At 68.4% G+C, this 26,442-nt stretch carries 26 protein-coding genes; 11 read left to right on the plus strand and 15 right to left on the minus strand.

All coding sequences use genetic code 11. The features are described from left to right. Together V7E05_RS05210 and V7E05_RS05215 are read left to right on the plus strand one after the other, a co-directional pair. The coding region (locus V7E05_RS05210; protein ID WP_333618614.1) for a hypothetical protein at positions 1-194 on the plus strand (194 nt) is incomplete at its 5' end. Between the two features lie 200 nt (positions 195-394). Further along, a complete protein-coding gene (locus tag V7E05_RS05215; RefSeq protein WP_333618615.1) occupies positions 395-1,189 on the plus strand; it encodes a hypothetical protein in 795 nt (264 codons plus the stop codon). Between the two features lie 113 nt (positions 1,190-1,302). Here the strand turns inward: V7E05_RS05215 and V7E05_RS05220 are convergent, their stop codons facing one another. The 4 genes from V7E05_RS05220 to V7E05_RS14290 all read right to left on the minus strand — a co-directional run bounded on the left by V7E05_RS05220 (position 1,303) and on the right by V7E05_RS14290 (position 5,473). Continuing rightward, a complete protein-coding gene (locus V7E05_RS05220) occupies positions 1,303-2,271 on the minus strand; it encodes a sigma-70 family RNA polymerase sigma factor (protein ID WP_333618616.1) in 969 nt (322 codons plus the stop codon). Positions 2,272-2,730: 459 nt separating this feature from the next. Continuing rightward, positions 2,731-3,177 carry a D-aminoacyl-tRNA deacylase gene (gene dtd / locus V7E05_RS05225; protein WP_333618617.1) on the minus strand — a complete coding sequence of 149 codons (447 nt, stop codon included), beginning with the start codon at positions 3,175-3,177 and terminating at the stop codon, positions 2,731-2,733. Continuing rightward, the gene (locus tag V7E05_RS05230) at positions 3,177-4,799 is read right to left on the minus strand and encodes a DUF7782 domain-containing protein (RefSeq protein ID WP_333618618.1); all 1,623 of its coding nucleotides are present in this window, start codon (positions 4,797-4,799) and stop codon (positions 3,177-3,179) included. Before V7E05_RS05230 ends, dtd begins: the two co-directional genes overlap by 1 nt. Continuing rightward, on the minus strand, positions 4,796-5,473 hold the full coding sequence (locus V7E05_RS14290; protein WP_442891610.1) for a DUF3099 domain-containing protein: 678 nt from the start codon (positions 5,471-5,473) through the stop codon (positions 4,796-4,798). The genes V7E05_RS05230 and V7E05_RS14290 overlap by 4 nt, the downstream gene beginning before the upstream one ends. Positions 5,474-5,615: 142 nt before the next feature. Here V7E05_RS14290 and V7E05_RS05240 point away from each other — a divergent pair, with 142 nt between their 5' ends. Both V7E05_RS05240 and V7E05_RS05245 read left to right on the plus strand, forming a co-directional pair. Then, positions 5,616-5,882, plus strand: a complete 267-nt coding sequence (locus V7E05_RS05240) for a DUF3039 domain-containing protein (protein WP_333618619.1) — start codon at positions 5,616-5,618, stop codon at positions 5,880-5,882. Between the two features lie 62 nt (positions 5,883-5,944). Continuing rightward, positions 5,945-7,765, plus strand: a complete 1,821-nt coding sequence (locus tag V7E05_RS05245; RefSeq protein WP_333618620.1) for a DEAD/DEAH box helicase — start codon at positions 5,945-5,947, stop codon at positions 7,763-7,765. A gap of 146 nt (positions 7,766-7,911) precedes the next feature. Here the strand turns inward: V7E05_RS05245 and V7E05_RS05250 are convergent, their stop codons facing one another. Then, positions 7,912-9,462, minus strand: a complete 1,551-nt coding sequence (locus V7E05_RS05250; RefSeq protein ID WP_442891611.1) for an RNA polymerase sigma factor — start codon at positions 9,460-9,462, stop codon at positions 7,912-7,914. 262 nt (positions 9,463-9,724) lie between these two features. Beyond that, positions 9,725-10,582 carry a polyphosphate--glucose phosphotransferase gene (ppgK, locus tag V7E05_RS05255; RefSeq protein ID WP_333618621.1) on the minus strand — a complete coding sequence of 286 codons (858 nt, stop codon included), beginning with the start codon at positions 10,580-10,582 and terminating at the stop codon, positions 9,725-9,727. Positions 10,583-10,899: 317 nt separating this feature from the next. On the opposite strand from ppgK, the gene V7E05_RS05260 reads away from it, so the two are divergent. After that, positions 10,900-11,832 carry an inositol monophosphatase family protein gene (locus V7E05_RS05260; RefSeq protein WP_333618622.1) on the plus strand — a complete coding sequence of 311 codons (933 nt, stop codon included), beginning with the start codon at positions 10,900-10,902 and terminating at the stop codon, positions 11,830-11,832. A gap of 46 nt (positions 11,833-11,878) precedes the next feature. Here V7E05_RS05260 and cei read toward each other — a convergent pair whose 3' ends face one another. After that, positions 11,879-12,511 (minus strand): envelope integrity protein Cei, encoded by a 633-nt coding sequence (gene cei / locus V7E05_RS05265; RefSeq protein WP_333618623.1) that lies wholly within the window; start codon positions 12,509-12,511, stop codon positions 11,879-11,881. A 382-nt stretch (positions 12,512-12,893) separates the two neighbouring features. On the opposite strand from cei, the gene V7E05_RS05270 reads away from it, so the two are divergent. After that, positions 12,894-13,193 (plus strand): DUF4193 domain-containing protein, encoded by a 300-nt coding sequence (locus V7E05_RS05270; RefSeq protein ID WP_333618624.1) that lies wholly within the window; start codon positions 12,894-12,896, stop codon positions 13,191-13,193. A gap of 160 nt (positions 13,194-13,353) precedes the next feature. Here the strand turns inward: V7E05_RS05270 and V7E05_RS05275 are convergent, their stop codons facing one another. Further along, positions 13,354-13,854 carry a DUF3093 domain-containing protein gene (locus tag V7E05_RS05275; RefSeq protein WP_333618625.1) on the minus strand — a complete coding sequence of 167 codons (501 nt, stop codon included), beginning with the start codon at positions 13,852-13,854 and terminating at the stop codon, positions 13,354-13,356. Between the two features lie 228 nt (positions 13,855-14,082). Between V7E05_RS05275 and dut the strand changes: the two genes are divergently transcribed. The 4 genes from dut to V7E05_RS05295 all read left to right on the plus strand — a co-directional run bounded on the left by dut (position 14,083) and on the right by V7E05_RS05295 (position 16,980). Next, positions 14,083-14,523, plus strand: coding sequence for a dUTP diphosphatase (gene dut / locus V7E05_RS05280; RefSeq protein ID WP_333618647.1), 441 nt, complete (start codon positions 14,083-14,085; stop codon positions 14,521-14,523). Between the two features lie 151 nt (positions 14,524-14,674). Continuing rightward, positions 14,675-15,718, plus strand: a complete 1,044-nt coding sequence (locus V7E05_RS05285) for a DUF3710 domain-containing protein (protein WP_333618626.1) — start codon at positions 14,675-14,677, stop codon at positions 15,716-15,718. Between the two features lie 54 nt (positions 15,719-15,772). Next, a complete protein-coding gene (locus V7E05_RS05290) occupies positions 15,773-16,174 on the plus strand; it encodes an OB-fold nucleic acid binding domain-containing protein (RefSeq protein WP_333618627.1) in 402 nt (133 codons plus the stop codon). Between the two features lie 59 nt (positions 16,175-16,233). Further along, the gene (locus V7E05_RS05295) at positions 16,234-16,980 is read left to right on the plus strand and encodes a DUF3159 domain-containing protein (protein WP_333618628.1); all 747 of its coding nucleotides are present in this window, start codon (positions 16,234-16,236) and stop codon (positions 16,978-16,980) included. Positions 16,981-17,116: 136 nt separating this feature from the next. On the opposite strand, the gene V7E05_RS05300 is transcribed toward V7E05_RS05295, so the two are convergent. Together V7E05_RS05300 and V7E05_RS05305 are read right to left on the minus strand one after the other, a co-directional pair. Continuing rightward, complete coding sequence (locus tag V7E05_RS05300; protein WP_333618629.1) at positions 17,117-17,641, minus strand: carboxymuconolactone decarboxylase family protein; 525 nt, start codon at positions 17,639-17,641, stop codon at positions 17,117-17,119. Continuing rightward, entirely contained in the window at positions 17,642-18,238 is a 597-nt protein-coding gene (locus V7E05_RS05305) for a peroxiredoxin (RefSeq protein WP_333618630.1), read from the minus strand. A gap of 166 nt (positions 18,239-18,404) precedes the next feature. On the opposite strand from V7E05_RS05305, the gene V7E05_RS05310 reads away from it, so the two are divergent. Beyond that, positions 18,405-19,364, plus strand: a complete 960-nt coding sequence (locus tag V7E05_RS05310; RefSeq protein WP_333618631.1) for a hydrogen peroxide-inducible genes activator — start codon at positions 18,405-18,407, stop codon at positions 19,362-19,364. A gap of 15 nt (positions 19,365-19,379) precedes the next feature. Here the strand turns inward: V7E05_RS05310 and V7E05_RS05315 are convergent, their stop codons facing one another. From V7E05_RS05315 to gndA, 5 genes are all read right to left on the minus strand, one after another. Further along, the gene (locus V7E05_RS05315) at positions 19,380-20,339 is read right to left on the minus strand and encodes a hypothetical protein (RefSeq protein ID WP_333618632.1); all 960 of its coding nucleotides are present in this window, start codon (positions 20,337-20,339) and stop codon (positions 19,380-19,382) included. Then, positions 20,302-21,402 carry a hemolysin family protein gene (locus V7E05_RS05320; RefSeq protein ID WP_333618633.1) on the minus strand — a complete coding sequence of 367 codons (1,101 nt, stop codon included), beginning with the start codon at positions 21,400-21,402 and terminating at the stop codon, positions 20,302-20,304. The genes V7E05_RS05315 and V7E05_RS05320 overlap by 38 nt, the downstream gene beginning before the upstream one ends. After that, complete coding sequence (locus V7E05_RS05325; RefSeq protein ID WP_442891612.1) at positions 21,399-22,931, minus strand: hemolysin family protein; 1,533 nt, start codon at positions 22,929-22,931, stop codon at positions 21,399-21,401. Before V7E05_RS05325 ends, V7E05_RS05320 begins: the two co-directional genes overlap by 4 nt. Positions 22,932-23,075: 144 nt before the next feature. Continuing rightward, on the minus strand, positions 23,076-24,662 hold the full coding sequence (locus V7E05_RS05330; RefSeq protein WP_333618635.1) for a DEAD/DEAH box helicase: 1,587 nt from the start codon (positions 24,660-24,662) through the stop codon (positions 23,076-23,078). A 28-nt stretch (positions 24,663-24,690) separates the two neighbouring features. Next, complete coding sequence (gndA, locus tag V7E05_RS05335) at positions 24,691-26,166, minus strand: NADP-dependent phosphogluconate dehydrogenase (RefSeq protein WP_333618636.1); 1,476 nt, start codon at positions 26,164-26,166, stop codon at positions 24,691-24,693. Positions 26,167-26,442 lie beyond the last annotated feature (276 nt).

A 26,442-nucleotide genomic window follows, 5' to 3' on the forward strand; every position in this document is an offset into this window, starting at 1 on the left:
CGGCGGACAAGGAGGCGATCGTCGATCTGATGGCGCGGCTGTCGGCGATGGTCGACGAGCTGCCCGAGCTGCGTCTCGCACTCATCGAGCCCGCGCTGGCCGGGCCAGAGGGGGCCGCCGTTCTCTACGCCGATATCGTCCTCGGCCCGCCGCCGCGGCGCGGCCCCGAGACCGGGCCGCGCCGGCTCCGCTGAGCATGACGGCGGAGGTCCGCTCCGGCCCCGCCGTCCCTCCTCCCGCTTCCCTCCGGGGCGGCGGGACAGTTATCGATGTCGAAATTGGCAAAGCGTCCAACTTCTTGTGATGTAAGACACATAAAGAACGCATGAGACACGACGACACCCAGCACCGCGCACAACGTCGACTCTCGAGTCGAACCTTTCGCACTCCGGCCGTGTTCGCTTCCGTCACCGGGCTCGCGGCTACCGCCGCGCTGGCCGGCTCCGGCGGAGCCGCGGCGTCCCCTGATATCGGCGAGATCCTCGGCAGCGCCCAGGTAGCGAGCTCGGGGATGGGCTCCTCTGGCACGGCGCCCCTCATCTCGGCGGGGGACGAGGACCCGTTCTACGACACGAGTGACCTCTCGCCGAATACACCGGGCGAGATCCTCCGTACGTCGGAGGCCCCGTACTCGCCGATGTTCGACGGCCCGGACTTCGCCTTGCCGCGGACGGCGGAGAAGACCATCTACACCACCGAGGACATGCACGGCGCGCCGATCGCGGCGAGTGGCTATGTCGTCGAGCCCCAGGTGCCGTGGGACGGCCCGGGGGAGCGGCCGACCGTCGTCATCGGGCGAGGGACGGTGGGGCAGGGCGACCAGTGCGCGCCGAGCGGGAACTGGCCGCTCGACCACCAGCCCGATCCGGTCGCTTCGAAGCGGCTCGTCGGGTTCGAGGGGCTGTACGACTGGGTGTTCACCACGGCGGGCGTGCGGGTCGTGTTCACGGACTACGTCTGCATGGGCACGCCCGGGATGCACACCTACATGAATCGGGCGGAGCAGGGGCACGCGATGATCGACGCCTCGCGGGCCGCGGGCTCGCTGGAATCCGCCCGCGGGGGCGCTCTGGGCAAGGTCGGCGACTACAACCACTTCGCACAGGCGCTCAGCGGGGCGCCGTTCCGGATGCCGTTCCTGCTCGATCGATTCCGGGACGCTCCGCTCGCAGGAGCCTGCAACGCATAAGGAACGCGCGAGGGATCGAGCCGGAAATGCCGGAGGGCCGACCGTCGGATGACGGCCGGCCCTCGAAGCTGGATGACGGCGGCGCGAGCGTGGGTTACGCGCCCGAGGCTTCGCTAGGAGGCGTAGGAGCGGAGGCGGTCGGCGCGGTCGCCCTCGCGGAGCTTGGCCATGACCTCCCGCTCGATCTGGCGGACGCGCTCGCGCGAGAGCCCGAAGCGGCGGCCGATCTGATCGAGGGTGTGCGGCTGGCCGTCCTCGAGCCCGAAGCGCATGGTGATGACCTGCTGCTCGCGCTCTTCGAGGGTGGAGAGGACATCGCGCACGTCCGAGTGCATGACGTGGGTGACCACCGTGTTCTCGGCGCTGATCGCCTCGGCGTCCTCGATGAAATCGCCGAGCGGCGCTTCCTCGTCCGCGCCGACGGGCATGTCGAGCGACACCGGATCGCGGGAGTGGTCGAGCAGCTCCTCGATCTTGTTCGCGGGGATACCGGACTCCTCGGAGAGCTCCTCGAACGTGGCCTCGCGGCCGAGCTGCTGGTGCAGCTCCCGCTTGATCCGGGCGAGCTTGTTGACCTGCTCGACGAGATGGACGGGGAGGCGGATGGTGCGAGACTGATCGGCCATGCCGCGGGTAATGGCCTGGCGGATCCACCAGGTCGCGTACGTCGAGAACTTGAAGCCCTTGGCGTAGTCGAACTTCTCCATCGCGCGGATGAGCCCGAGGTTACCTTCTTGGATGAGGTCGAGGAGCGGCATGCCGCGGCCGGTGTAGCGCTTCGCGAGCGAGACCACGAGGCGCAGGTTGGCCTCGAGGAGGTGCGAGCGGGCGGCGCGGCCCTCGGCGACGATGGTCTGCAGATCGGCCTTGCGCTGCGGGCTGATCCGCTTCTTCGTGTCGAGGATGTGCTGGGCGTAGAGGCCGGTTTCGATGGCCTTGGAGAGAGTCACCTCGTCCTCGGCGTTGAGGAGGGCGGTCTTTCCGATGCCGTTGAGGTAAACGCGAACCAGGTCCGCTGACGGGCCCTGGCCTTCTGCTTCGTGGTCCTTACGGGCATCCGTGCGTGCGGTGGCCAACGTCATGACTCCTCCTACGGTGCGCGCCGCCGGTGTGCGGCCGCCTACCTTCGAGTGGAAATATTGCCTGGATTCTGTTGTGGGAACCCCGGGCGAATCTGCCGATTGGTTCTCTGGCGAATAACCGAAAAGGCCATTCGAAAAGTCCAACGATGCGGCTCCGGTCTTTGTTCCCGGTCGCCGTCAATTCAATACCCTTGGGCCTCTTTACGCGAGAGGTCGGCGCTGAGAAGTGACTGAGATCTGGTGGGGAGACCGTCCGAAGGGCGGCAGGAGTCGAGGAAGTCGCAGTCCGGGCCAGGCGTCGCGGGGGGCGGACGAGACGGCAAGCCCGCGCGAATCGGCTGCGCCCCACCGGGATTCGAACGATCACCCGGAGGGGAGGGCCCGCGGCGTCGCGGAACTCGGCCGAGCGAGCCGGCCGATCCCGGGCATGCGCGGCCGCCTCAGCCTCAAAGGTCTCGGTTATGTCTCGACGAGAACGGTGAAGGGGCCGTCGTTAACCGATTCGACGGCCATGTTCGCCCCGAATTCACCCGTTTCCACGTGAAGTGAACGCGAAGTTAATTCCGCGACAAGTGCGTCGAAAAGCGGCCTCGCCTGATCGCCCTTGGCCGCGCGATTCCACGACGGGCGCCGCCCCTTCGCCGTGTCGCCGTACAGCGTGAACTGCGAGACGAGCAGGACCGGCGCGCCGATGTCCGAGGCCGAGACCTCGTTCGTGGGGCCTTCGCCTGTGGACTCGAGAATCCGTAGCCCGGCGATCTTGCGGGCCATCTCGGACGCGGCGCGTTCGTCGTCATCCACGGAGATGCCGATGAGGGCGAGCAGCCCGGGCTCGGGGAGGCGGCCGACCGTCTGGCCGGAGACGAGCACGCGCGCGGATGCACAACGAGAGACGACTGCGCGCATCAGGACTCCTCGCCCGCCGGGAGCCATTCCTCCATTGCGGCGAGCGGCAGTGAACGCGGTAGGACGATGCCGTGGCGCACCAGGTCGATCACGGCGCGCCGGATCTCGCTCAGCAGCCCGTCCGGCTCGTGCCCGGGGGACAGCTCTGCGAGGGCTGCGAGTTCGACGATGTCCCCGAGGGGCAGCCCACCCTGCTCGATGCCGCGCAGCACGCGCGCGAGCGCCGGGTCGAGCTCGTGCCGCCACCGGGGGCCGGACGTGCGCTCGACGACGAACGTCTGCTCGCCCTCGCCCGGTTGCGGGACCGACTGCCCCGCCCTTCCGGACGCAGATCCGAGCCGCTGCGATTCGTAGATGACGACGGACGGCGCGATTTCGAAGACGGCCTCGTCGATGTCCTCCTCCGTCGCGGAACGCAGCCACGCGGCGCGCTCGAAATGGGCGAGCGCCTCCGCGCCGAGCCCCGAATCGAAGGGATGCGCGAGGTCCTCGCATACGACCTCCGTGGGCCCGTTGATCGCCCGGAGGTAGATGTAGCCGAAGCCGACCCCGGAGACGCCCTCGCGCTCGAAATGCTCGAGCCAGCGGCGTTCGGCGTCCGCGAACTCCGAGGTGCGCGGATCGCCGCCCTCGTCGGTGAGCCAGGTCCACGCGTACTGCTCCGGGTCCGAGAGGTCGCGCAAGAGGATCCAGGCGCTCACGCCCGACTCGGGGAGCCAGGCGGCCAGGCGGGTGCGCCAGTCCTCGTCGGAGCGCAGGATCCAGGCGCCGAGCGTGGCCGCCGTCCCACCCGGGGCGAGGTGCGCCGGCGCCTCGCGGAGGACGAGCTCGGTGGCGCCGTCGAGGTGGAGCCCGGACTCTCGGTAGGTGTGCCCGACCTCGTCGGTGCCGATGACGAACGGCGGGTTGGCGAGGATCTGGTCGAAGTGCTCGCCGGCGACTGGCTCGAACCACGAGCCGAGTCGGTACTCCGCCTCGACGCGGTTGATGGCGTGCGTGGCCGACGCGAAATCGAGGCAGCGCGGAGTGATATCCGTGGCGACGCGGCGGCGCGCGGCGGACCTGCCGAGAAGCAGGACCCCGCAGCCGGTGCCGAGGTCGAGGACGCTGCCTCCGGTCGCAGGCGGGGCGATATTGAGTAGCGAGAGGCTTGCCTGGCCAACGCCGAGCACGTGATCAGGGCGGGTGCGGGTCTGCACCATCGAGCCGTCGACATCGGAGAAGACCCATTGGGAGCCGCTGCCGATATCCATGGGCCGGAGGTCGAGGGCCGCGGCGAGTGGGCCGGCCTCTGCGTCTCCACCGGCGTCTCCGCCGGCCGGGGCGAGGAGCCCGGCGCGCAGGGCGAGAGAGAGGTCGAGCTCGGGGAGGAGCTGGGCGATGCGCTCGCTGGGGAGGGGCTCGCCGAGCACGAAGAGCCGGAGCAGCTCGCCTGCGGAACCGGCCCTCGAGGCGATGCGCGAGACCGCAGCGGCGTCCGAGCGTTCGAGCGCCGCGAGGCCCGCGGCGCCGAGGGCGGCTTCTAGCCCGTCGACCGTGTACCCGGCAGTGAGGAATCCGGAGCGCAGTGCCGGCGCGAGAGCCGCGAGCAGTGCGGAATCTGTGGTGTCTGAGGCGGTCATGGCGCCTTTCGTGTGGTGCGGGCCGAGTGGCGTTGGCTGCGGCGTCCTGTGTCGCCCTTCGAGGTCGATCCGCCGCTCGAGGAACCGGGAGATGTCGCTCCGGGCGATTCGGCGGAGTCCGCGACCTCGCCTTCGATCACGTCGTCGGCGTCCGCGGTCGGTCGCCGGCGCTCGATCTCGCGAGGTGTCGGTTCCGTTTCTCGATTCCGTGCCGAATCGGCCCCGGCGGAACCGCCGGCGGTTCCCGTGCCCGTGGCCGCCGAGTTCGCGGAGTGCGTGCCCTCGCTGGTGTAGACGACGCCGCCGGGGCCGAGCTGGCGGGTGGTGAACGAGTCCTCGATGCTCCCTCGGGCATATGCCCGGGGCTCGTTCTTCGAGCGCTTGGGCCGGTCGTTCGCGCCGAGCACGGCGATCCACGGGATGGGGATGGAGAACCCGACGATCGCGAGGGCGATCCAGCCGTTGTCCCAGATCATCAGTGCAAGGGCGGCGAGAACGAGCGCCGGGATGCGCAGCGACATGAGGAAGATGTAGCGGCGCTTGCGGTCGCGGAGCTCCTCCTCGTACGCCTTGCGGGCGCCGGTGATGAGCACGGGGGAGCGGGTGTCGTCGTCCCGCGCTCCGCGGGCCCGGCGGCTTCGACCGCTGCCCTTCGCGTTTCCCTCCGCTGCCATGCATGCAACGGTACTCCCCGGGAAATCGCCCATCGAGCCCGATCCCGGGCCCTCACCGAGCACTTAGGCACGCCCCGCCCGCCCGCCGCGCGGGCACCTCCGGGGTTGGCCATCGGTGGGCGAAGTGAGGCACAATCTAACCGTGAGCACGAGCACTACGACGAAGACGATTGAAAGGCCGGAGGTCGATACGACCGACCGGACCGATGATGATGCTCCGAAGTTCTTTCACTACGTGAACAAGGACAAGATCGCCGAGAGCGCGGTCCTGGGAACCTTCGTCATTGCTCTGTGTGGGGAGGTCTTCCCCGTGACCCGTTCGGCGAAGCCGGGCTCCCCGGTATGCCCGGAGTGCAAGGAAATCTACGAGTCCTTCCAGGGCGGATCGGGCGGATCCGGCGGTTCCTAGCCCCGCGCAGTCCCCGCGAGTCCATTACCGCCTTCGAGTAGAGAATCCAGGGTGATCCAGGGGTGACCCAACCCGGTACACGCACGCCCGAATCCGGCAGCAGGCCGGCGCCCGCGCAGAACCTCCGCGCGTGGCAGCGCACGGCGATGCGCAAATATCTCATGTCCCGCCCGAAGGACTTCCTCGCCGTGGCGACCCCCGGCGCAGGTAAGACCACCTTCGCGCTGCGGATTGCCGCCGAACTCCTCACCGACCGCACCGTCGACGCGGTCACTGTCGTCGCTCCCACCGAACACCTCAAGTTCCAGTGGGCCGCCTCGGCGGCGCGGCAGGGGATCCTCTTGGACCCCGAGTACACGAACTCATCGGGTGCGCTGCCGCCCGAGTACCACGGAATCGTGGTCACGTACGCGCAGGTCGCGGCGCTGCCGTCGAAGCATCGCGTGCGCACCGAAGCGCGCCGGACGCTCGTGATCCTCGACGAGATCCACCACGGTGGCGACGCCAAGACCTGGGGCGAGGGCATCCGCGAGGCATTCTCCGACGCCGAGCGCCGCCTCTCGCTCACCGGGACCCCGTTCCGCTCCGACGATTCTCCGATCCCATTCGTCGAGTATGAGCAGGACGGCGAGGGCCACATGCGCTCGGTCTCCGACCACTCCTACGGCTATGCCGACGCGCTCGCCGACGGTGTCGTGCGGCCCGTCGTCTTCCTCGCCTACTCGGGCGAGGCACGCTGGCGAGACAACGCCGGCGAGGAGTTCTCGGCGAGGCTCGGAGAGGCGCTCAACTCCGAGCAGACGGCCCGCGCCTGGCGCGTCGCCCTCGACCCGCACGGCGACTGGATGCCCGCCGTGCTCCAGGCCGCGCACACGCGGCTCAAGCAGGTGCGCGCCGGGGGCGTACAGGACGCCGGCGGCCTCGTCATCGCCTCGGACCAGGAACGCGCACGCGACTATGCGGCGCTGCTCGAGGAGATCACGGGCACGGCGCCGACCGTGGTCCTCTCCGACGACCCCAAGGCCTCGGGCCGCATCGAACAGTTCTCGCAGTCGAACGACATGTGGATGGTCGCCGTCCGCATGGTGTCCGAGGGCGTCGACGTGCCGCGTCTCTGCGTCGGCGTCTACGCGACCAGCGCCTCGACGCCGCTGTACTTCGCCCAGGCGATCGGCCGTTTCGTGCGTTCGCGCCGGCCCGGCGAGACCGCCTCGGTGTTCCTGCCGTCGGTGCCCGTGCTCCTCGGGCTGGCCTCGCAGATGGAGCTCCAGCGCGACCACATCCTCGGTAAGCCACACCGCGAATCCGACGGCCTCGACGACGCCGCCCTCGCTGCGGCCAACGCGCAGAACGACCACCCCGACGTGGACGACGAAGAGGAACGCGGATACGTGTCGCTCGGCGCCGACGCCGAGCTCGACCAGGTGGTGTACGAGGGCTCCTCGTACGGCATGGCGACGTTCTCGGGGAGCGACGAGGAAGAGGACTACCTCGGCCTCCCTGGCCTCCTCGGACCCGACGACGTCAAGGCGCTCCTGCGGAAGCGGGAGAAGGAACAGATCAGCGCCGAGTCCGCCCGAGCAGAGGAGGCAGCGGCCACGGCCGCGGCGGGGAACACCGCCGTCATTGCCCCTGCGGGAACGCCTGCGGCGGACACGGTCCCGCCGCCTCCCGTCTCGCCTAGCGGCGGGCTGAGCACCGCGGCGGAGCGGAAAGAGCTCCGCAAGGAGCTCAACACGCTCGTCTCCGTCTACACGAAGCGGCTCAACATGTCGCACGGCGCGATCCACAATCGTCTCCGCTCGACCTGCGGCGGCCCACCCGTGCCCATGGCCTCGGTTGAGGAGATCCGCGAGCGGATCGCCGAGCTGCGTCGCTGGTAGGTCTGACTCCTACCGCAGACGGCGGGGCTCGCAGACGGTGCGGGCCCTGGAAGCACGTATGACGGCGGCCCCCGCATTCCGTGAGGAGTGCGGGGGCCGCGCCGTGGTGTCAATGCCCAGCCCGTCCCGAGCGGCTGAGCCCTGCGCTAGTCCAGGTAGTCGCGCAGGACCTGCGAGCGCGAGGGGTGGCGCAGCTTGGACATCGTCTTCGACTCGATCTGCCTGATGCGCTCGCGCGTGACCCCGTAGACCTGCCCGATCTCGTCGAGCGTGCGCGGCATGCCGTCGGTGAGGCCGAAGCGGAGCCGGACCACGCCGGCCTCGCGCTCGGACAGCGTCTCGAGCACAGAGCCGAGCTGATCCTGGAGGAGCGTGAAGCTCACGGCGTCGACCGCGACGACGGCCTCGGAGTCCTCGATGAAATCGCCGAGCTGCGAATCGCCCTCGTCGCCGATGGTCTGATCCAGCGAGATCGGCTCGCGAGCGTACTGCTGGATTTCCATCACCTTCTCCTCGGTAATGTCCATCTCCTTGGCGAGCTCCGCCGGGGTGGGCTCGCGGCCGAGGTCCTGGAGCAGCTCGCGCTGGATACGCCCGAGTTTGTTGATGACCTCGACCATGTGCACCGGGATACGGATGGTGCGCGCCTGGTCCGCCATGGCGCGCGTGATGGCCTGCCGGATCCACCACGTGGCGTACGTGGAGAACTTGTACCCCTTGGAGTAGTCGAACTTCTCCACGGCGCGGATCAGACCAAGGTTGCCCTCCTGGATGAGGTCGAGGAAGGCCATGCCGCGGCCGGTGTAGCGCTTGGCCAACGACACCACGAGGCGGAGGTTCGCCTCGAGGAGGTGGTTCTTCGCACGCACGCCGTCACGCTCGATCCAGCGGAAGTCGCGTCGCTGCTGTGGGGTGAGCTTCTTGCCCTCCTCCTGCATCTGCTTGACGAGGTGGGTGGTGTAGAGACCGGCCTCGATGCGCTTGGCGAGGTCGACCTCCTCCTCGGCGTTGAGCAGCGCGACCTTGCCGATTTGCTTGAGGTACGCACGGACGGAGTCCGCGGAGGCGGTGAGCTCGGCATCCTTGCGCGCCTGGCGGAGCGCCGCGGACTCGTCCTCGTCCCAGACGAAATCGCCGGAGGCCTTGTCTTTCTCGGTCGGCTTCTTCTCGACCTCGGCGTCCGCCTCGGGGTCGGCCGCCTTGGGGTCGTCGTCTTCGGCGTCGTCGCCGTCGCTCTCGAGGTCGTCGTCGAGCTCGGCCGGGTCGACCTCTGCGAGCTCGCCGGCATCGGGATCCACGTCCGAATCGTCCGCCGCGAATTCGTCCTGCTGATCTTCGGGCGTGGCCTCGGGATCGACCTTCGCGGTCTCGGGTCCGTTCGCGGGAGCCGCCTTCGCTGCGGACTTCTTCGCCGGGCTCTTCTTCGCGGCGGTCTTCTTCGCCCCGGCGGAGGCCTTCTTGGCGGCGGCGGTCTTGGTGGCCGCCGTCTTTTTGGCGGCGGTACCGGTCTTCTTCGCGGCGGTCTTCTTTGCCGCGGTCTTCTTGGCGGCAGTCTTCTTTGCTGCGGCCTTCTTGGTGGCGGTCTTCTTCGGGGCCGCCTTCTTCGCCGGAGCGCTTCCGGTTCCCGCCTCGCCGGAATCCGGCTGCTGGATGGAAGTGTCGCTATCGGTGGCTACCACGCATGCCCCTTTGTACATCGGTGAGCGGAGTCATTCTCGAAAAATCGCGGTCCTTCGGCGGGACAGCGCAGCCGGAGTGGCCGCGTGGTCCCGGTGAACCGCATGCGAGGGCGCCCTGAAGTGCAGGCGCCCGATCTCTGCACAACAGTGTAACGATCGACGCGCCGCAGAAAGTATCCGCCCAGCTAGAAGGCGTGTAACAACTCGACCTTACGGGATGAGTGGGCATTTGGATACCCCTTTTCCTTCGGGGCATATGCACGGGTAGCACCCCTCGCGCTCAGGAGAACACCGAAGAGATGTCGATGATTCCCCCGTCGGCTGCGGCGTACGCGGCGGCGCCGATCATGCCTGCGTCGTTCTGCCTGGTCGCTGCGACGACCTCGGTCCGGTTGGTGAGCAGTGGGAACCAGGACTCGGAATCCTCGCTGATCCCGCCGCCGAGCACGATGAGCCGCGGCCACAGGATGTGTTCGAGCTGGCGCAACACGGAGTCGATACGCGCCGCCCACTCCTCGAGCGTCCAGCCGTTCTTTTCCTTGAGTGAAGGAGCGGCGAGGTGTTCGGTCTCGTCGATGCTCGACTCGTCGAACGCCCGCACGAGCACGTGACCGAGCTCGGAATTGGGGACGAGCCGGCCGTCGAGGAGAAGCGCCGAACCGATCCCGGTGCCGAGGGTGAGCAGCAGGGTCAGGCCTTTTCTTCCCTTCGCCGCGCCGTAGTACGACTCCGCGATGCCTGCGGCATCGGCGTCGTTGAGCGTGAGCGCGAGATTGTCGGGCAGATGCCGGGAGAGGAGCTCCTCGACGTCGGTCCCGATCCACGACTCGTCGATGTTGTACGCGATCTGCGCGACGCCCTTGTGGATCACCGTCGGCAGGGCGATGCCCACCGGGCCCGTCCATTCCATCTCGCGGAGCACGCCGGCGATGGTCTCGGCCACGGCGTCAGGGGTCGATGGCGACGGCGTCTTCACGTAGATCCGCTCGCCGAGCACCCGTCCGGAATCGAGATCGACCTTGCCCACCTTGATCCCGGTGCCCCCGACGTCTATGCCGACGCCGATCGGGGAGCCCCCGGGGGCCTCGTTGCCGCCCGCCGTGCCCGCTGCCGTGCCCTCGGCGCTGCCCTCTGCCATTGCTCTCCTCGTGTGCCGCGTCCCGTACGCGTCCGTGGTTGCCCTTCGGGTTCTGCTGCCGTGATTTCTGTCTCGGGCGCACGTGGCCCCGGCGTGCGCTCCCGGCGCACTAGCGGCAAGGTTATTGCAAAGGACCCCCGCCCGCCCGAAAGGATCGGCACACCACAGTGAATACGTCCCAATCCCGAAGCACAGAAGCTCCCGCGCGGCCGCCCGCTCCGCTGGTGTGGCCTGCCCGGCCCTCGGGTCGCCCCGTCTTCGGCGAGGCATCCGAGGGGCCCGGCGCGGTGCCGCGCGGACGCGCATCGGCCACGGAGGTGTCCCACCGGGATGACGGCGCACGTCCCGATCCCGCGGCCCTCGCCGACCTCGCGGTGCGCATCGTCGAACACGTCGGCGAGGTGTTCCGACACGGCCAGCACGACGACGAGAGGAAAGCCGACGGTGCCGAAAACGGGGACGGCGAGACCGCCGCGACGAGCGAGTCCGCGAACGGGTCCTCGGGTTCGGGGGAGGAGCAACGAGTAGCGGACCGTGCGGACCTCCTGGACACGCGGACCAAGTCGTCAGAGGTCGACCCGGTGACCCGCGTCGACATCGAAACCGAGGACCTGATCCGCGGGCTGCTCGCCGACCTGCGCCCGGGAGATGCGATCCTCGGCGAGGAGGGCGGCGGGGACATCGCCGAATCCGGGATCACGTGGATCGCCGATCCCGTCGACGGGACAGTAAACCTGCTCTATGGGCTCCCACTTTCGGCTGTCTCCCTCGGTGTCGTAGTCGACGGGGAATTCGTCGCCGGCGCCGTGCATGCGCTGAGCCTGGGCGAGACGTACGCGGCGCACCGCGGCGGCGGGGCGTGGCACCGCCGCGAGGAAGGGGCCTGGAGGCGGCTGCGCGCCTCGGCGGCCGGCGAGCTCGGAACTGCGCTCGTGGCGACGGGATTCTCCTACGATGCGGACGTCCGCCGTCAGCAAGGGGAGGTGCTTGCCGACCTGTTGCCAAGGGTGCGCGACATCCGCAGGCTCGGGGCCGCCGCCCTCGACCTGTGCCACCTCGCCGCTGGGCGGGTCGATGCGTATTTCGAGCGCGGGATCAAGGTGTGGGACTACGCCGCAGGGATCGTGATCGCGCGGGAGGCCGGCGCCGATGTGCGCGTTCCTGGCTCGCCCGCGCAGCCGTTCGTGGCTGCACCGCCCGCACTGTTCGGGCAGCTTTCCGAGGCCGTCGGACTCGAGACGGGCGAGTAGGGCCGAGGCACACGGTCGCAGAGGCCGGCCGGCCTACCGAGGTCCGTTAGCAGGCGGCAGCCGCAGCCGGGGCCACGCCCTTGCCCACGGCCTGGCCGTTGGCGAGCTCGCGGAGCGTTTCCTGCGAGTCCGTGGAGAGCTCCTGGAAGTAGGAACCGAGGGCGAGATCGACATCGGAGCCAGGGCGGCCGTCGGTGACGAGCTGCATGCAGGGAGCCGCGAGCCGGAGTGCGGCGGCCGAGGCCTTGCCTTCCTCGCCGTAGCGGATCTGGCCGTGGCACGTGAGGTCCTGATTCGGGTACAGCGAATCGTTACCGGCGGAAGATGTGCCGTCGGTGGCGAAACCGAGCTCGCCGAGCTCCGCGGCGACCTGCCCGGCCTGTCCGGTCTGCCCGTTGGCGTTGAGCACGTGCACGGGAACGTCGGTGAGGAGCGCGGGTTCGGTGTCGTCGAGGCTCCGGGCGTCCTGCTGCTGCAGTCCGCGCGCCTGTGCCTCGTCGGACATCACGCACGAGACGGTCGAGGTCTGCGGGTCCGAAATGGCCACCCCGACGGCCCCGATGATAGCGCCGAGGACGATGAGCGCGCCGACCACCATCGCGTATGGCGTGGAGAGCCGCGACCAGCCCTTCTTGATGGGTGGGCGCGGGACGCTTCGGGAACTCAGGTGGGCAACCATGGACAGACTCGGGACCTTCCTCGCGCGCGGAATCGCGTGGCAGCAATGCCCGCCCACTCTATGTCCTCGGGATCCAGAATCGGGTTCGGGCACGCGTTCGGGCTCGAATCGGGGGAGCGCGGGCGTGCTGCCGCCGGAACGAGGATATCCACCCGGAATGGGGTAGAAAATAGCGAAAACTATGTTTATCAAACGGCCAGAATCGCTGTACAGTGCGCATTCAGCTGATTCTTGGGATAGATCGGGGGGCTGATATTGATACTCGTCCGGTCCTGAGCTATCTTGCCTTCGCTGGCTGCGAACGGGAACCGCCGACGCCAGACGCTCCGGCGGCCCGAAATCGGAGCCGCGAGATCACAGCGACGCTCGAGGAAAGTGAACCATGGCTACCGATTACGATGCCCCCAGGAAGACCGACTCGGACGAGCTGGGCGCGGACTCGCTCGAGGCGCTCAAGGCGCGCCGCGCCGAGGGAACGACGGGCGAGGTCGACGAGGACGAGACGGCCACCGCGGAATCCTACGAGCTCCCGGGAGCCGACCTCTCGGGCGAGGAGCTCTCCGTCAGTGTCGTGCCGATCCAGAACAACGAGTTCACCTGCAGCTCCTGCTTCCTCGTGCACCACCGAAGCCGTCTTGCCCGCATGGATGGCGACCTCCCGGTGTGCCAGGACTGCGCCTAGTCGAACAACTCGCCTGCGGCGACCTCGAGTCGGCTCCGCGACGTGTGATCGATCGAGCGATCGAGGGGAATTCCACTTCGGCCCGCGCCTTGGGTGCGGGCCTTTCGTGTATTCGGCCCACCATTAATTGCGGCCGGGTATCGATGCGACGATGCTCGGTTCAGGAGCGAGCCTTGCCCGGCAGGAGATCGGTGAGCTCCTCGGCCTTCCGGCTGCTCACGAGCCAATAGGGAGTCGGGTCCTCGGGGTCGTCGAGCACGATGATCGCCATCGTCTTGATGTATCCACGGTGGACCACATAGGCCTCGGGATCGAGCTGGCGCCCCATCGCCGCGCTCTTCGCGGTTGCGGGCACCACTGCGCAGCGAGCGATGTTGTCCAGGGGGAGGACGGCGCCGCCGGCCACGAGGGAGCGGTGGCCTTCGCCGTCATCGGTGATGTGGATCTTCTCCGAGCCCGCCCGTACGAGCAGCCAGGCTATAAGCGGCCCGAGGAGCACGAGCAGCAGCCACACCCACCACGGGGAGTGCATGTAGATCCCCTGGCCCACGACGACCGCGACCGCCAAGAGGAAGAACGCCCACCACCACGGGGGAACGAAGAGGCGCTCGGTAAAGACCGTTCGCGCGGGCCGGGGAGAAGAATTGGCGCTGTCGTTCACGGTCCCCACGATACTGCCGCGCTCGGAACGTCCCGGAGGCTGGCATCATCTTTAGACGAGTTTCTGCGGACCCGTCTGCCCCTGCGGGCGGGATGCGCGCGACACATTACACACGGATGGACGAAAGGGCACGTGGTGGCGAACACGGCAGCAGAAGCGGCGGCGAACCCCGGTGACGGGCGAGACGAAGGCGGCGAAGCGCGGGGATCGGGGACGCGCGAACTTCGGATGCTGCGCCTCGACGAGGGACTGCCGCTACCGCGCAGGAGCCACGACATCGACGCCGGGATCGACCTGTATTCCGCCGAGGATGTAGAGATCGCCCCGGGACACCGGCACCTCACGGGGACGGGCGTTGCAGTCGGGATCCCGGCGGGCTATGTGGGCCTCGTCCATCCGCGTTCGGGGCTCGCCCACAAGGTGGGCCTGTCGATGGTGAACGCGCCGGGGACGGTCGATGCCGGCTACACCGGGGAGCTCAGGATCAACCTGCTCAACACCGACCCCGAAGAGACGATCCACATTGCACGCGGCGACCGTATCGCGCAGCTCCTCGTCCAGCAGGTCGAGCTCTGGCCGGTCCGCGAAGTCGCAGACGTCGCCGAGCTCGGCGAGAGCGAGCGGGGAGACAAGGGATTCGGATCGACGGGCGGGCACGTGCGGCTTTAGGCACGGGCGCCGAGGCACACATCGTATGGACGCGCCGCGCGGGGTAGCGTCGTGCGGAGACGGTCGTTCGACAGCGGCCGAGTCGATCTATCTGTTTCGGAACGGGCGCGCCCAATGGGCGCGTGCCGACTCGGAGAGGGAGCGTGGAGAGATGTTCGGTCGCCGAAAGGGCGAGAAGGCGGCGAAGGCGGACGAGTCCGCGGCCGGGAACGGTGCGGAGGCGGCCGCTGCTGCCGACGACGCGACCTCGGGCAGCAACGTCTCGAGCGGTCGCGCCGCGAATGGCGCGGCAGCCGACGGCTTCCCGTTCGACCCCGAAGAGGGTCCCTTCGACAAGTCCGCGGTCCCGGACGTCGATGAGTTCTACGGCGCCCTCGGCTATGGGTACTTCGATCTCGGTTCGCTCGTGCTCGGTATTCCCCCGAATGCCCAGCTCAATGCGGCACTCAACCAGGACGGCTCGCCGGAATTCCACGTGGTCACCGAGTCGGTGCGCGTGATCCCACGGGCGTACTCCGCTCCGCGCAGTGGCGGGCTGTGGCGTGAGCAGCTCGGATCGATCCGCCAGCAGCTCGACGCGCAGGGCGCGCACACCTCCCACGAGGACGGGCCCTGGGGACGCGAGCTCGTCGCCGAGCAGTCCGGCGCCACTCTGCGGATGGTCGGAGTCGAGGGCCCGCGGTGGCTTCTCGAGGCCAGGATCGTGAGCACCACCGAGCAGGCGGAGGAGGCTGCGGAGGCCGGCCGCGACATTATCGCGCGGTTCGTCGTCAACCGCGGTTCCGGTCCCATGCCCTCGGGCGAGATGCTCCCCATGGAGATCCCGGCCGATATCGCGGAAAACATCGAGAAGGCGCGCCAGCAGATGGCGCAGCAGCAGGCAGCCGCGACGCGTGCGGCCCAGGCGGGGATGCCGCAGCCCGCGCAGACTCAGACCCACGCCCAGCAGCAGGCGCAGCAGCAGGCCCAGGCCGAGGCGCGCAGGCGTGCGACGGAGGCCGCGCAGGCCGGCGGCGGGCAGGCCAGTGCTGCGCAGGCAAACGCCGCCCAAGCGAGTGCGGCGCAGGCGAACGCGACTCAGGCGGCCGGCGCCGACAGGCAGGCCCAGCCCGGCGCCGCGGAGGCCCCGAACACGCCGACGCGGAAGAGGGTGTCGGCGATGGACCGTCTTCACGAACTTGACGAAGAAAAGTAGACTCCGAGGATAAGCGGAAATGCTTTACGTACCAGGGTTTCGGAGGTCGAGAGCGTGAACGACACGGGGTTCCTCGGTCGGCTCGGCGCGCGTCTCACCCAGACGCTCGAGTCGTCGGACGCAGAGGAAATCGAGTCCTATGCCAGGCAGGAGGGCGGCGACGCCGTCTCGCGCTGCTCCTGTGGTCAATCGGTGGAGATCGTCGGGCGGATCCGCTCGCTCACGTATGGCCTCTCCGATGACGAGCTCGGGGTCACCGCCGAGGTCTTCGACGGCACCGCTTCGGTCGACGTCGTGTGGCTCGGGCGCCGTTCGATCCCGGGCATAGAGGTCGGCCGCTGCCTGCGGGTCTCCGGCCGTATTTCGGTGAGCGGCGGCAAGCGGATCATCTACAACCCGCGCTACGAGCTCCGCGGGGACACGATCGTGCCCTCACGGGACGGACTCGGTAAGTGAGCGAAAGCCCCGGGCCCGGCCACTCCCGTGGCGGCGGGGAACCGAAAACGACGTCCCCGATGTCTTCGATGCTCGGCGACCCCGATGCCCCTCTGCTCGAGCAGATGGGCGGAGTACGTGGGCTCGTGACGTCGACTCTCCCCGTCCTCTTCTTCGTTCCCGTCAACGCCTTCTGGGGCCTGCGGCCCGCGATGTGGGCGGCGATCGGCGCCGCGATTCTCCTGCTCGTATGGACCGTTGTACGCAGGGAGAAGCTCGGTCCGGCGATCGGTGGGTTCTTCGCCGTTCTCCTGTGCGTCTTCATCGCCTGGCGCTCGGGCAGCGCGCGCGGCTATTACCTCTACGGGATCATCACGCAGGTCGTCTATGGCCTCGTCTTCCTCGTGAGCGCTGCCGTCCGCTGGCCGCTCGCAGGCGTCATCTGGGGCTACGTGGAGGGGCACGGCAATGTGTGGCGGAAGATTCCCCGCGCGCTTCGCTGGTACCTCGTTGCCACGGGCATCTGGGCCGTCGTCTTCCTCGGGCGCGTCGCTGTGCAGGCGCCGCTGTACTACACCGACCACGAGGACGCGCTCGGCATCGCGCGCATCGCCATGGGGTGGCCGTTGGCAATCGTCGCCGGTGCCGCCACCGTGTGGGCGATCAAGAAGGCCACGGAGGAAGAGGCCGCGTGGTTCGTCCTCCATCCCGGGGACCGTCCCGAGCGCGGCTCCCACGCCGCCAATGAAGACGGCAAGGCGAATGGAGAGGGCGGTGAAGGCGAGGACGGAGAAGGTATCGATTCGTCCACCGAAATCCCGCAGTAGCGACAAATACACATAACTACATGTACCTACATCGCCTTTGGTGGAGTACATGCCGGATACGCGAGAACGCCCCCGCCTTGAGGCGGGGGCGTTCCTTGGATCGGCGGGTCGTTATCACCAACCCAGTCGCTGCCGACTAGAGCGCGGCGTCGATCTGGATGGCCTGGGCGACGCCTTGGACGGTCGCGGCGACCTTGATGGCCTCCCAGACCTGCTCCTTAGTGAGCCCCTCTTCGCGGATCTTCGTCTCGTGGGCCAGCGTGCAGTGCTCGCAGCCGTTGATGACCGACACGACGGTCGACCACAGCTCGAAGTCTGCCTGCTCGACACCGGGGTTGCCGATGACGTTCATGCGCAGACCCATGCGGACCTGGGTGTAGTCCTCGCCGAGCCAGGACTTCGCGCGGTAGGAGACGTTGTTCATCGCCATGATCGAGGCGGCCGCGAGGGAAGCGTTGAACGCCTCCTCCGAGAGGTGACTCTTGGCCTCGTCGGCGATCTCCGAGAGCACGGTGTCGTTCCGCGTGGCGGCAGCGCCGGCGAGGAACGCGCCCCAGAGCTGCTGCTCGTTGAGATCGGTGGAGCGTGCCAGCGAGCTGAGATTGAGCTTGAGATCCTTGGCGTACTCGGGGAGTCCGTTCTTCAGATTGTCAATGCTCATCTACTTGATGCCCTCCTGCATGGTGGCGAACTTGTCGATGTTCTTCGTGGGGTCGTTGGCCTGCCAGTTGCACGCGCAGACCTCGGACGACTGGAGCGCGTCGAGGACGCGGAGGACCTCGTCGACGTTACGGCCGACGGCGTCCGGGGTGACCGACACGAACTGGATGACGTTGTCCGGGTCGACGATGAAGGTGGCGCGATCCGCGACACCATCGGCGTTCTCGACGCCGAGCTGACGGATGAGCTCGTGCTTGATGTCCGAGAGGATCGGGAACGGGACCGTCTTGAGGTCCTCGTGGGTAGCGCGCCAGTTGAAGTGCGAGAACTCGTTGTCGATGGAGCCGCCGATGATCTGCGTGTCGCGGTCGGCGAACTCCTCGTCGAGCTTGCCGAAGGCGGCGATCTCGGTGGGGCACACGAAGGTGAAGTCCTTCGGGTAGAAGAAGATGACGCGCCACTTGCCGCTGTAGGACTGGTTGGTGACCGTCTCGAAGTAGTCCTCGGGCTGCGACGCGTTGATGTCGCGCAGGTCGCCGCCGCGGAGTGCGGTGAGCTCGAAGTCCGGGAACTGGTCGCCGATAGTACGGATAGCCATGTAGAGCCTCCTGAATAAGTCGCGTCAAGGTTGTCGGCCGCCCTCGTCGAGCGGCACGCCACCTATGGTGCCTTCGTCCGATCGGAAAGTAAACCTAATGGTGACCAATTCCACCTATCAATAATTCTTATTGAACTGTGCGTCGCAGAGGCATACCGTAGTCCGCATGCCGCGTACAGGATTCACGCCAACTCCGGCCCAGCTCCGCGCCTTCGTCAAGGTGGCCGACCTGGGCAGTTTCACGGCGGCGGCGGCCGAGGCGGGGCAGAGCCAGTCGGCGCTGTCGCAGGCGCTGTCCGCGCTTGAGGCCGGGCTCGGCGTCGAGCTCGTGCGTCGCGGCGCGCGGCGGGTCGAGCTCACAGCCGAGGGGCTGCACCTCGTCCCATACGCCCGCTCCGTGCTCGGTGGCATCGATTCGATGGTCTCGGCTGCCGATCCCGGCCGCGCCGGGCGCATCCCCGTGACCATCGGGGTTATCCCCACCGTCGCGCCCTACCTGTTGCCTCCGTTGCTCTCGGGCCTCGGGGAAGATGGTGGCGGCTTCCATCCGGTCGTCGTCGAGCAGCAGACCGCCGAGCTGGTCGATCAGGTGCGCGATGGTCGTCTCGACGCCGCCTTCCTCGCAATTCCCGCCGGCTCTCGAGGTGTTCTCGAGTTCCCGCTGTATTCCGAGCGGTTCGTGCTCGCGACGCCCGCGGAACACCGCCTTGCGGGCGAACCGGAGATCACGCCGGCGGACCTCGACGAGCAGGCGGTTCTCCTCCTCGAATCCGGGCACTGCCTGCGAGAACAGACCCTCGACCTGTGCCGTGCGAACAACGCGCGCATCCTCGGCGCCGGCCAGTCCCGGATTTCTGGGCTCTCCACCGCGGTGCGCTGCGTCGACGCCGGGCTCGGGATCACGGTGTTGCCTGCGACGGCCGCGGCCGTCGAGACGAGGGGAACCGGCTGCGCTGTGCTCGAGTTCGCCGAGCCGGTCCCGGAGCGGACCATCGGTTTGGTCACCCGGGAGACCGTTCCCGCGACGTTGGTCGACACCGTGTATGACGTCGTACGCCGGCATGTCACCCCGGCCCTCGACGTCGAACTCGTTCCTCGGCCCGAGGTGTCGGCGGGAGGCGAATAGCTGCTGCGATCCCCTCTAAGACGCCGTCTCTACGTCTGTCTCGATGCCGATACGGGAGTAGAGGCGCAGGAGCTCGTCGCGGAGTCCGTTGGTCTCCTCGGCCCAGCGGCGCTGGAACGCGGCGTATTCTGCCCGGCCCTCCCTGGTCTCCACTTCGATCGGCTCGTAGCCGTAGCCGCGGAGATCGTAGGGCGAGGCGCGCATGTCGATGATTCGCGCGCAGAGCGCCGAGCGGAAGGTCGCGAGGCGCAGCGCGGATGGGCACGCGGGCCCGAGCTCCGCGGCCCAGCGGTAGAGGTCCATGCCGGCGTGGAGGCACGCGGGCTGTTCGGTGCGGAGCTGGGAATCCCTGTCGAGCCGGGAGTCGTTGAGATCCTCGGCGGGTTCGGTGAAGAAACGGAACGCGTCGAAGTGGGTGCAGTGGACGCCGCCCTCGACCTGCCCGGCGATGGTCTCGGGGGAGACGCGGAGAGGGACCTGCTCGTGGCGCACTTCTTGGGGGCGGAGCCGGTAGACCATCGCCCACTCGTGTAACCCGAAGCAGCTGAAGCGCGGGGCACGCCCCCGCGTCCCGGCGACGATGCGGGCGGCGCGGGACCAGCGCCGCTCCTTTGCCGACCGCAGGGCGTCGAGGTCGAGGACCATGGCGCGTACGGGAGCTGCCCCGTCTGCGGGGTCGCGCTCCACCTCGATGTAGCCGGGCGGCATTTCCGCGCGGCCGGGCTCCATTTCGATGGCCACACCGGGACCCGGGTGCCAGGTGCGGAGCGCTCCCACAGAGGAGCGGTAATAGGTGAAGAGAAAGTCGATGATCGGGTGCTTCTCGCCCGTACGGCGGCGGCGCAGGTGCTCCGCTGTGAGAGCATCGACCGCCGCGACGTGCTCGGCCTCGAGCGCCTTCCACTCGGCGAGCCGGAGAACGTGCGGTGAGACCGGATCAGTGCCCTGGGATATTCCGGCGGTAGTGCGTTCCATCCCTCACCGTTCCCACGAATTCCTCGATCAGATCTTCGAGGGCCACGATACCCACGGTGTACCCGCGGGGATCAACTACGTTGCCGATGTGACTCGACGTGCGGCGCATCTTGCCTAGCGCGGTCTCGAAGAGTTCGTCCGCAGCGATCGAGGGCATCGCGTGGATGGCCGACAGGGGAAGGTGCTCTTCGCCGGAGGTTCCTGGGGCTTCGCGGTCGGCGAGTAGGGCGGCGAGCGTGTCCTTGACGTGGACGTAGCCCTGGTATTCGTTGCCGTGGAGGAGCACGGGGAAGCGGGAGAAGCCGGTCTCCGCGGCAGCGGCGCGGATCGCCGAGACCGGCACGCCGGCCGAGTCCGTTTCCGTGTCCGCGCGGACGGTGCGGACGGACTGGCGGGGGATCATCACCTCGGACACCGTGCGGTTCTCGTTGTCCAGGGCCTTGGCGAGGCGGGTGTGCTCCTCGTTGTCGAGCAGGCCGGAGGAATGCGAGTCCGCCAGCATCGATGACAGCTCCGCCGGGGTCACCACCGCGTCGAGCTCGTCCTTGGGCTCGACACCGAACGCGCGGAGCACGATGTTCGCCGACCAGTTGCAGAAGCGGATGATCGGGGAGACGACGCGGCTGATTGCGAGGTGGATGGGAACCACGTACATCGCCGTGATCTCCGGACCGGCGATCGCCACGTTCTTCGGAACCATCTCGCCGAGCAGGACGTGGAGCAGCACGACGATCGCCATGGCGATGACAAAGGAAATCGGGTGGACCAGCGATTCGGGTACGTGGGCGAGCTCGAAAAGCGGCTCGAAGAGGTGCCCGATCGCCGGCTCGCCGACCTTACCGAGCAGGATCGAGCACACGGTGATCCCTAGCTGGCTGGCAGCCATCATGAGCGAGAGCTTCTCGGTCGCGGCGATGACCGTCTTCGCGCGCTTCTTCCCCTGCGCCACGAGGGCCTCGAGGCGGTCGCGGCGCGAGGAGATCATCGCGAATTCGGAGGAGACGAAGAACGCGTTGAATCCGACGAGCAGCAGGGTGAGCAGGACGGCCCAGAGGTCGCTCATTCGCCGGCCTCCCTTCTGGGCCCTGCGGCCCTGTCTACGTCTGCGGTCGGCCGTGCCCGGCCCGACGCTTCGGTGGCCATGGACTTGGCCTTGGCCTTGGCTTTGTCTTTCGGCTCCTCAACTCCTGACACCGGGTCGGCCTCTTTGGCACGGACTAGCTCGGGTGCCGAGCCCGCGACGTTCGGCCCGACGGTGAGTCGGTCGATGCGGCGTCCGTCGAGCTCGGTGACCAGTGCCTGCCACGTGCCGAAGTGCCCGGCGTCGAGGTCGTCGGCGATGGTCCCCGCATCGTTGGGGAGATCGACGATGTCGCCGACCTGCGGGAGCCGGCCGAGCGCGTAGACGACGAGCCCGGCGAGAGTTTCGTAGGGTCCCGCGGGTGCGTGGTAACCGGTCGCGCGGGAGACCTCGTCGAGCCGGACAAGGCCCGAGGCATCCCACCACGCGCCGCGGCGTGCGATTGGGCGGGCCTCGGAGGCGTCGTCGTACTCGTCGACGACCTCACCGACGATCTCCTCGACGACGTCCTCGAGAGTCACGATTCCGGCGACTCCGCCGTACTCGTCGACGACGAGGAGCATCTGCGCGCCCTCGTTCCGGATGCGGTTGAGCACCGCGTCGCCGTCGAGCGAGTCGGGGACCCGGTGAACGGGCCTCGAGATCGACGCGAGCGAGATCGAGGAGAAATCCGAGTTCGGATACCGCAAGGCCTGTTTGACGTGCACCATGCCGCTGGCCTCGTCGAGTCCCTGCTGGGTGATGGGGAAGCGGCTGTACCCGGTCTCGAGGGCGGCGGCGACAAGATCGTCGATCGTATCCGTGGCGGCGAGCGAGACCACGGTCGAGCGCGGGGTCATGATGTCCTCGGCGGTGAGCTCGCCGAAGCTCAGCGAGCGGGAGAGGATCACTGCCGTGTCGGAATCGAGCGAGCCCTCCTTCGCCGAGTTGATGACGAGCGCCTCGAGCTCGCTCGAGGACCGCGCGGCGTTCTCGTCGATCGGGGCGACGCCGAGCCGACGAACGATCGCGTTCGCGGCCCCGTCCATGAAGTGGATGAGGAACCCGAAGATTTTGGTGAATCCGAGCAGCGGGAGCGCAGTGAGCCGAGCGATGCCGGTGGGATTCGTGATCGCCAGGTTCTTCGGGACGAGCTCGCCGATGACCATCGACAGGTAGGAGGCGATGATCAGCGCGAGAATGAGCGAGACGGCCACGGACGTGGACTCGGGAAGCCCCACGGCGTCGAGCACAGGCTCGAGCAGGCGCGCTATAAGCGGCTCCGCGAGATAACCCGTGACCAGCGTCGTCAACGTGATGCCCACCTGGCACGCCGAGAGCTGTAGAGAGAGGCTACGGTGGGTGCGCTGGACCGCGCGGTCGCGCGCGTCGCCGTTTTCGGCCCGCGTGTCGACGCTTGATTTCTCGAGCGCGGCGAGGGCGAACTCGGCGGCGACGAAGAAGGCCGTGCCGCAGGTCAGCGCGAAGAACGCGACGACGGAAAGGATCTGCCAGAGAACGCTCACGGGCATGCCCTTCTAGTGGACATGCCCCATGGTTTGGAGGCTCCTGGGTCGCCTGGAGTGCCGGGCACTCGTACCGTCCTTTCGTCTCGCCGCGTGGCCTGTGGGCGGCCGCGGATACGGGCAGATTCTACGGCGAGCCCGCCGATGTTGTCAGCGACCACGCCGGAAGCGGCGACCTCGCGCGCGCTGGGCTTCTCGCTCGTCCTTGCGTCCTCGCGCAATGGGCCCCTCGGTCTTGCCGGGCTTGCGCGCCCTACGCGATTCGGGCTCGGCTGGGCTTGGGCGCGCCGGGCCCCTTCTGTTGGGTGCATGGCCGGCAGCGGCGGTCGTCCTGACGTCGGAGGTGCCCAATTTCTCCGCGAGCTCGCGCGCTGAGGAGTTCTGCCGGATGTCGATACCCGCGGAGGCGGACATCGAGGCGATCCTGTCGCGGTCCCGTGGGGTGACGATCGCGGCGACGATCCCGGCGACGCGGTGGCCGCGCCCGGTCCGGCCCGAGCGGTGGGTGAGCTCCGCGGCGCTGTGCGGGACCCCGACGTGCACGACGAGCGCGAGGGAATCGATGTCGATGCCGCGGCCGGCGACGTCGGTGCACACGAGGACCGAGGCTCGGCCGCTCCTCAACGCCTCCATAGCCTCGGCGCGGGTGGAGGGGGCGGAGCGGCCGGTGTATCCGGCGGCGGCGAAGCCCTCGCTGCGCAGATGCTCGAGGAGACCCGCGACGTCCTCGCGGCGCGGGACGAAGACCATCGCCGAGCGGGCTCTCGCACACACTGTCGCAACGGCCCTCGCAGTGGCGGCTTTGCCCTCGGCGAGCACGAGCTCGAGGCGTTTCGGCGGCCCCGCGGCGCCGCGGCCCGTTTCGGCTGAAGCAGGCGTTCCCGCACCGGGAGCTGCCGTACCGGGCGCACTCGTAGCGGGTGCCGCCGAATCCACTGAACGAGCCGGCTCTCCGGAGGAAGCGGCGGCATCACTCGGATCGTCCGCTCCGGCGTAGGCACGGGGACGAGGAAGTCCGCCGTCACGGGTGGGTGTGCCTTGCTGTGCCGCCTCGGGAGCGCCGCCCACCTGCTGGGAGGCGGAAGGGGTGGAAATGAGGAGAGGCGGAGCGGAGAAGCGCAGCTCCAGCTCGGCGGCGGTCTCGGGGGCGAGCGTCGCGGACATGGCGAGCACGGTGACCGATTCGCGGGCAGCGCGCGGCACGGCGTTGACGATCGCCTCGGTCTGCGCGGCGAACTGATCGCCGAGGAGGAGATCGGCCTCGTCGAGGACGATCCGGCGAAGCGCACCAAGGCCGATGCGCTTGGTGCGGAGGAGCTCGAGCATCCGCCCGGGTGTGGCGACGAGGCAATCGACCGGGCGGGCGAGGACAAGCGTGTCGCGGCGCTGCACGGGGCGCCCGGCGAACACCGCGGTTCTGGCGCCGATGCCTTCGAGCACGGTGGCGAGTACGCCCTCGACCTGCTCGGCGAGCTCTCGAGTCGGGCACAAGACGAGCGCTCGCGGCGCGGAGGGCGCGCTCGCACCACCGGCGAGATCCCGCGCGATAGCCGTCGCCGCGACGAGCGTCTTCCCGCTGCCTGTCGGCGCCGCGAAGAGGATGCTCCTGGACTCGCGGAGGCGCGGGATCGCGAGGGCCTGCGCCTCGGTGGCCGCTCCATCGGCGTACTGCGCGACGGCATGGCGGACGGTGGCGGGGAGGCCACCGTCCGCGAGGACGGAATCGAGTGGGGGCACTAGGGCCGAATCCCGTTCGACCGGTCTATCAATCGACTTCCACTTCGGTGCGGTCGCCCGACCACAGGGTGTGGAAGGCGCCCGGGCCGTCGATGCGGCCGTAGGTGTGCGCACCGAAGTAATCGCGGAGCCCCTGCGTGAGCGCTGCGGGCAGACGGTCGGTGCGCAGCGCGTCGTAGTAGGCGAGCGAGGAGGAGAAGCCGGGCGTGGGGATTCCTGCGTGAACGGCGGCGGCGACCACGCGACGCCATGCGTCGATGCAGTCCGTGAGCGCGGCCAGGAAGTACGGCGCCTCGACGAGGCTGCGCAGCTCCTCGTTCTCGGCGTACGCGTCGACGATGCGGTTGAGGAACTTTGCGCGGATGATGCAGCCGCCACGCCAGATGGTCGCCAGCGCGCCGCGGTCGATGTCCCAGCCGTACTCGGCCTTGGCCACGTTGATCTGGTCGAAGCCCTGCGCATAGGCGATGATTTTCGAGGCGTAGAGCGCCTTGCGCACGTCCTCGACGAAGGAATCGCCGGTATCGAGCGGGGTGTTCGTGCCGCCCGAGGGGAGCGCGCGCCCGGCCTCACGCTGCGGCAGCGAGCTCGAGAGCGCACGGGCGAAGACGGCCTCGGCAATGCCCGTCACCGGCACGCCGAGGTCGAGCGCGGACTTGACCGTCCAGCGCCCCGTGCCCTTCTGCCCGGCCTGGTCGACGATGATGTCGACGAGCGGCTTGCCGGTCTTCTCGTCGACCTGCGCGAGTACCTCGGCAGTGATCTCGATGAGATAGGAATCGAGCTCGGTCTTGTTCCAGTCGCGGAAGATCTCGGCGAGGGCGGCGGGCTCGAGCCCTCCGACCTCTCGGAGGAGCTGGTAGGCCTCGCCGATGAGCTGCATGTCGGAGTACTCGATGCCGTTGTGCACCATTTTGACGAAGTGGCCGGAGCCGTCCTCGCCGATATGCGTGCAGCACGGGGTGCCGTCGACGTGGGCGGAGATCTTCTCGAGGATGGGGCCGACTACCTCGTAACTCGAGGCCGGGCCGCCGGGCATGATCGACGGGCCCTCGAGGGCGCCCTCCTCGCCGCCGGAGATGCCGGCGCCGATGAATCGGATTCCGCGCTCGGCCATGGCCTTCTCGCGACGGATCGTGTCGGTGTAGAGGGCGTTGCCGCCGTCGATGATGATGTCGCCCTCGTCGAAGACCGAGGCGAGCTCCTCGATGACGGCGTCGGTGGCGTCGCCGGCCTTGACCATGATGAGTGCGCAACGCGGCGTGGCCAGCGCATCGGCGAAGTCCTGGATCGACTCGGTACGGACGAAATCGCCCTCGCCCCCGTGGGCCTCGAGAAGTGCATCGGTCTTCGCGATTGAGCGATTGTGGAGGGCGACGGTGAAGCCGTTCCTGGCGAAGTTGCGCGCGATGTTCGATCCCATCACGGCCAGGCCGGTGACGCCGATGTTCGCGGTGCCCCTGGCGTTGGCGTCCTTGTCGGTCGAGCTCGTTGCATCAGTCATGCCCCTAAATATAGACACCGGTCGGGGGCGGGGCGCTCGCGGCGGGCGCGCCGTTACGCGTGACGGCGCGCCCGACAGACTCCGCAGGGACGACTCTTAATCAATAGTTAATTATCGGTGACTATTGGAAACATCGTTACCGCTCGGCGCGACATGCTGGTTTGCTGGCTGTCGTAACTGAACGTAGGCGAAGAGACTCGCTTGGCCGCTCGGCACAGCCGATCGGCTCTGCGCACATACATCAATGGACGGCAGACGGATCCACGCCGACCCCGA

Origin of the sequence: Dietzia sp., assembly GCF_036741115.1 — a bacterium.
Taxonomy (GTDB): Bacteria; Actinomycetota; Actinomycetes; order Mycobacteriales; family Mycobacteriaceae; genus Dietzia.

Excerpts from the sequence above, each read along its gene's own strand:
- V7E05_RS05220 (WP_333618616.1), bottom strand. The coding sequence starts at position 2,271 with ATGACGTTGGCCACCGCACGCACGGATGCCCGTAAGGACCACGAAGCA.
- dtd (WP_333618617.1), bottom strand. The coding sequence starts at position 3,177 with ATGCGCGCAGTCGTCTCTCGTTGTGCATCCGCGCGCGTGCTCGTCTCC.
- V7E05_RS05230 (WP_333618618.1), bottom strand. The coding sequence starts at position 4,799 with ATGACCGCCTCAGACACCACAGATTCCGCACTGCTCGCGGCTCTCGCG.
- V7E05_RS14290 (WP_442891610.1), bottom strand. The coding sequence starts at position 5,473 with ATGGCAGCGGAGGGAAACGCGAAGGGCAGCGGTCGAAGCCGCCGGGCC.
- V7E05_RS05250 (WP_442891611.1), bottom strand. The coding sequence starts at position 9,462 with ATGTACAAAGGGGCATGCGTGGTAGCCACCGATAGCGACACTTCCATC.
- ppgK (WP_333618621.1), bottom strand. The coding sequence starts at position 10,582 with ATGGCAGAGGGCAGCGCCGAGGGCACGGCAGCGGGCACGGCGGGCGGC.
- cei (WP_333618623.1), bottom strand. The coding sequence starts at position 12,511 with ATGGTTGCCCACCTGAGTTCCCGAAGCGTCCCGCGCCCACCCATCAAG.
- V7E05_RS05270 (WP_333618624.1), top strand. The coding sequence starts at position 12,894 with ATGGCTACCGATTACGATGCCCCCAGGAAGACCGACTCGGACGAGCTG.
- dut (WP_333618647.1), top strand. The coding sequence starts at position 14,083 with ATGCTGCGCCTCGACGAGGGACTGCCGCTACCGCGCAGGAGCCACGAC.
- V7E05_RS05285 (WP_333618626.1), top strand. The coding sequence starts at position 14,675 with ATGTTCGGTCGCCGAAAGGGCGAGAAGGCGGCGAAGGCGGACGAGTCC.
- V7E05_RS05295 (WP_333618628.1), top strand. The coding sequence starts at position 16,234 with ATGTCTTCGATGCTCGGCGACCCCGATGCCCCTCTGCTCGAGCAGATG.
- V7E05_RS05300 (WP_333618629.1), bottom strand. The coding sequence starts at position 17,641 with ATGAGCATTGACAATCTGAAGAACGGACTCCCCGAGTACGCCAAGGAT.
- V7E05_RS05305 (WP_333618630.1), bottom strand. The coding sequence starts at position 18,238 with ATGGCTATCCGTACTATCGGCGACCAGTTCCCGGACTTCGAGCTCACC.
- V7E05_RS05310 (WP_333618631.1), top strand. The coding sequence starts at position 18,405 with ATGCCGCGTACAGGATTCACGCCAACTCCGGCCCAGCTCCGCGCCTTC.
- V7E05_RS05315 (WP_333618632.1), bottom strand. The coding sequence starts at position 20,339 with ATGGAACGCACTACCGCCGGAATATCCCAGGGCACTGATCCGGTCTCA.
- V7E05_RS05320 (WP_333618633.1), bottom strand. The coding sequence starts at position 21,402 with ATGAGCGACCTCTGGGCCGTCCTGCTCACCCTGCTGCTCGTCGGATTC.
- V7E05_RS05325 (WP_442891612.1), bottom strand. The coding sequence starts at position 22,931 with ATGCCCGTGAGCGTTCTCTGGCAGATCCTTTCCGTCGTCGCGTTCTTC.
- gndA (WP_333618636.1), bottom strand. The coding sequence starts at position 26,166 with ATGACTGATGCAACGAGCTCGACCGACAAGGACGCCAACGCCAGGGGC.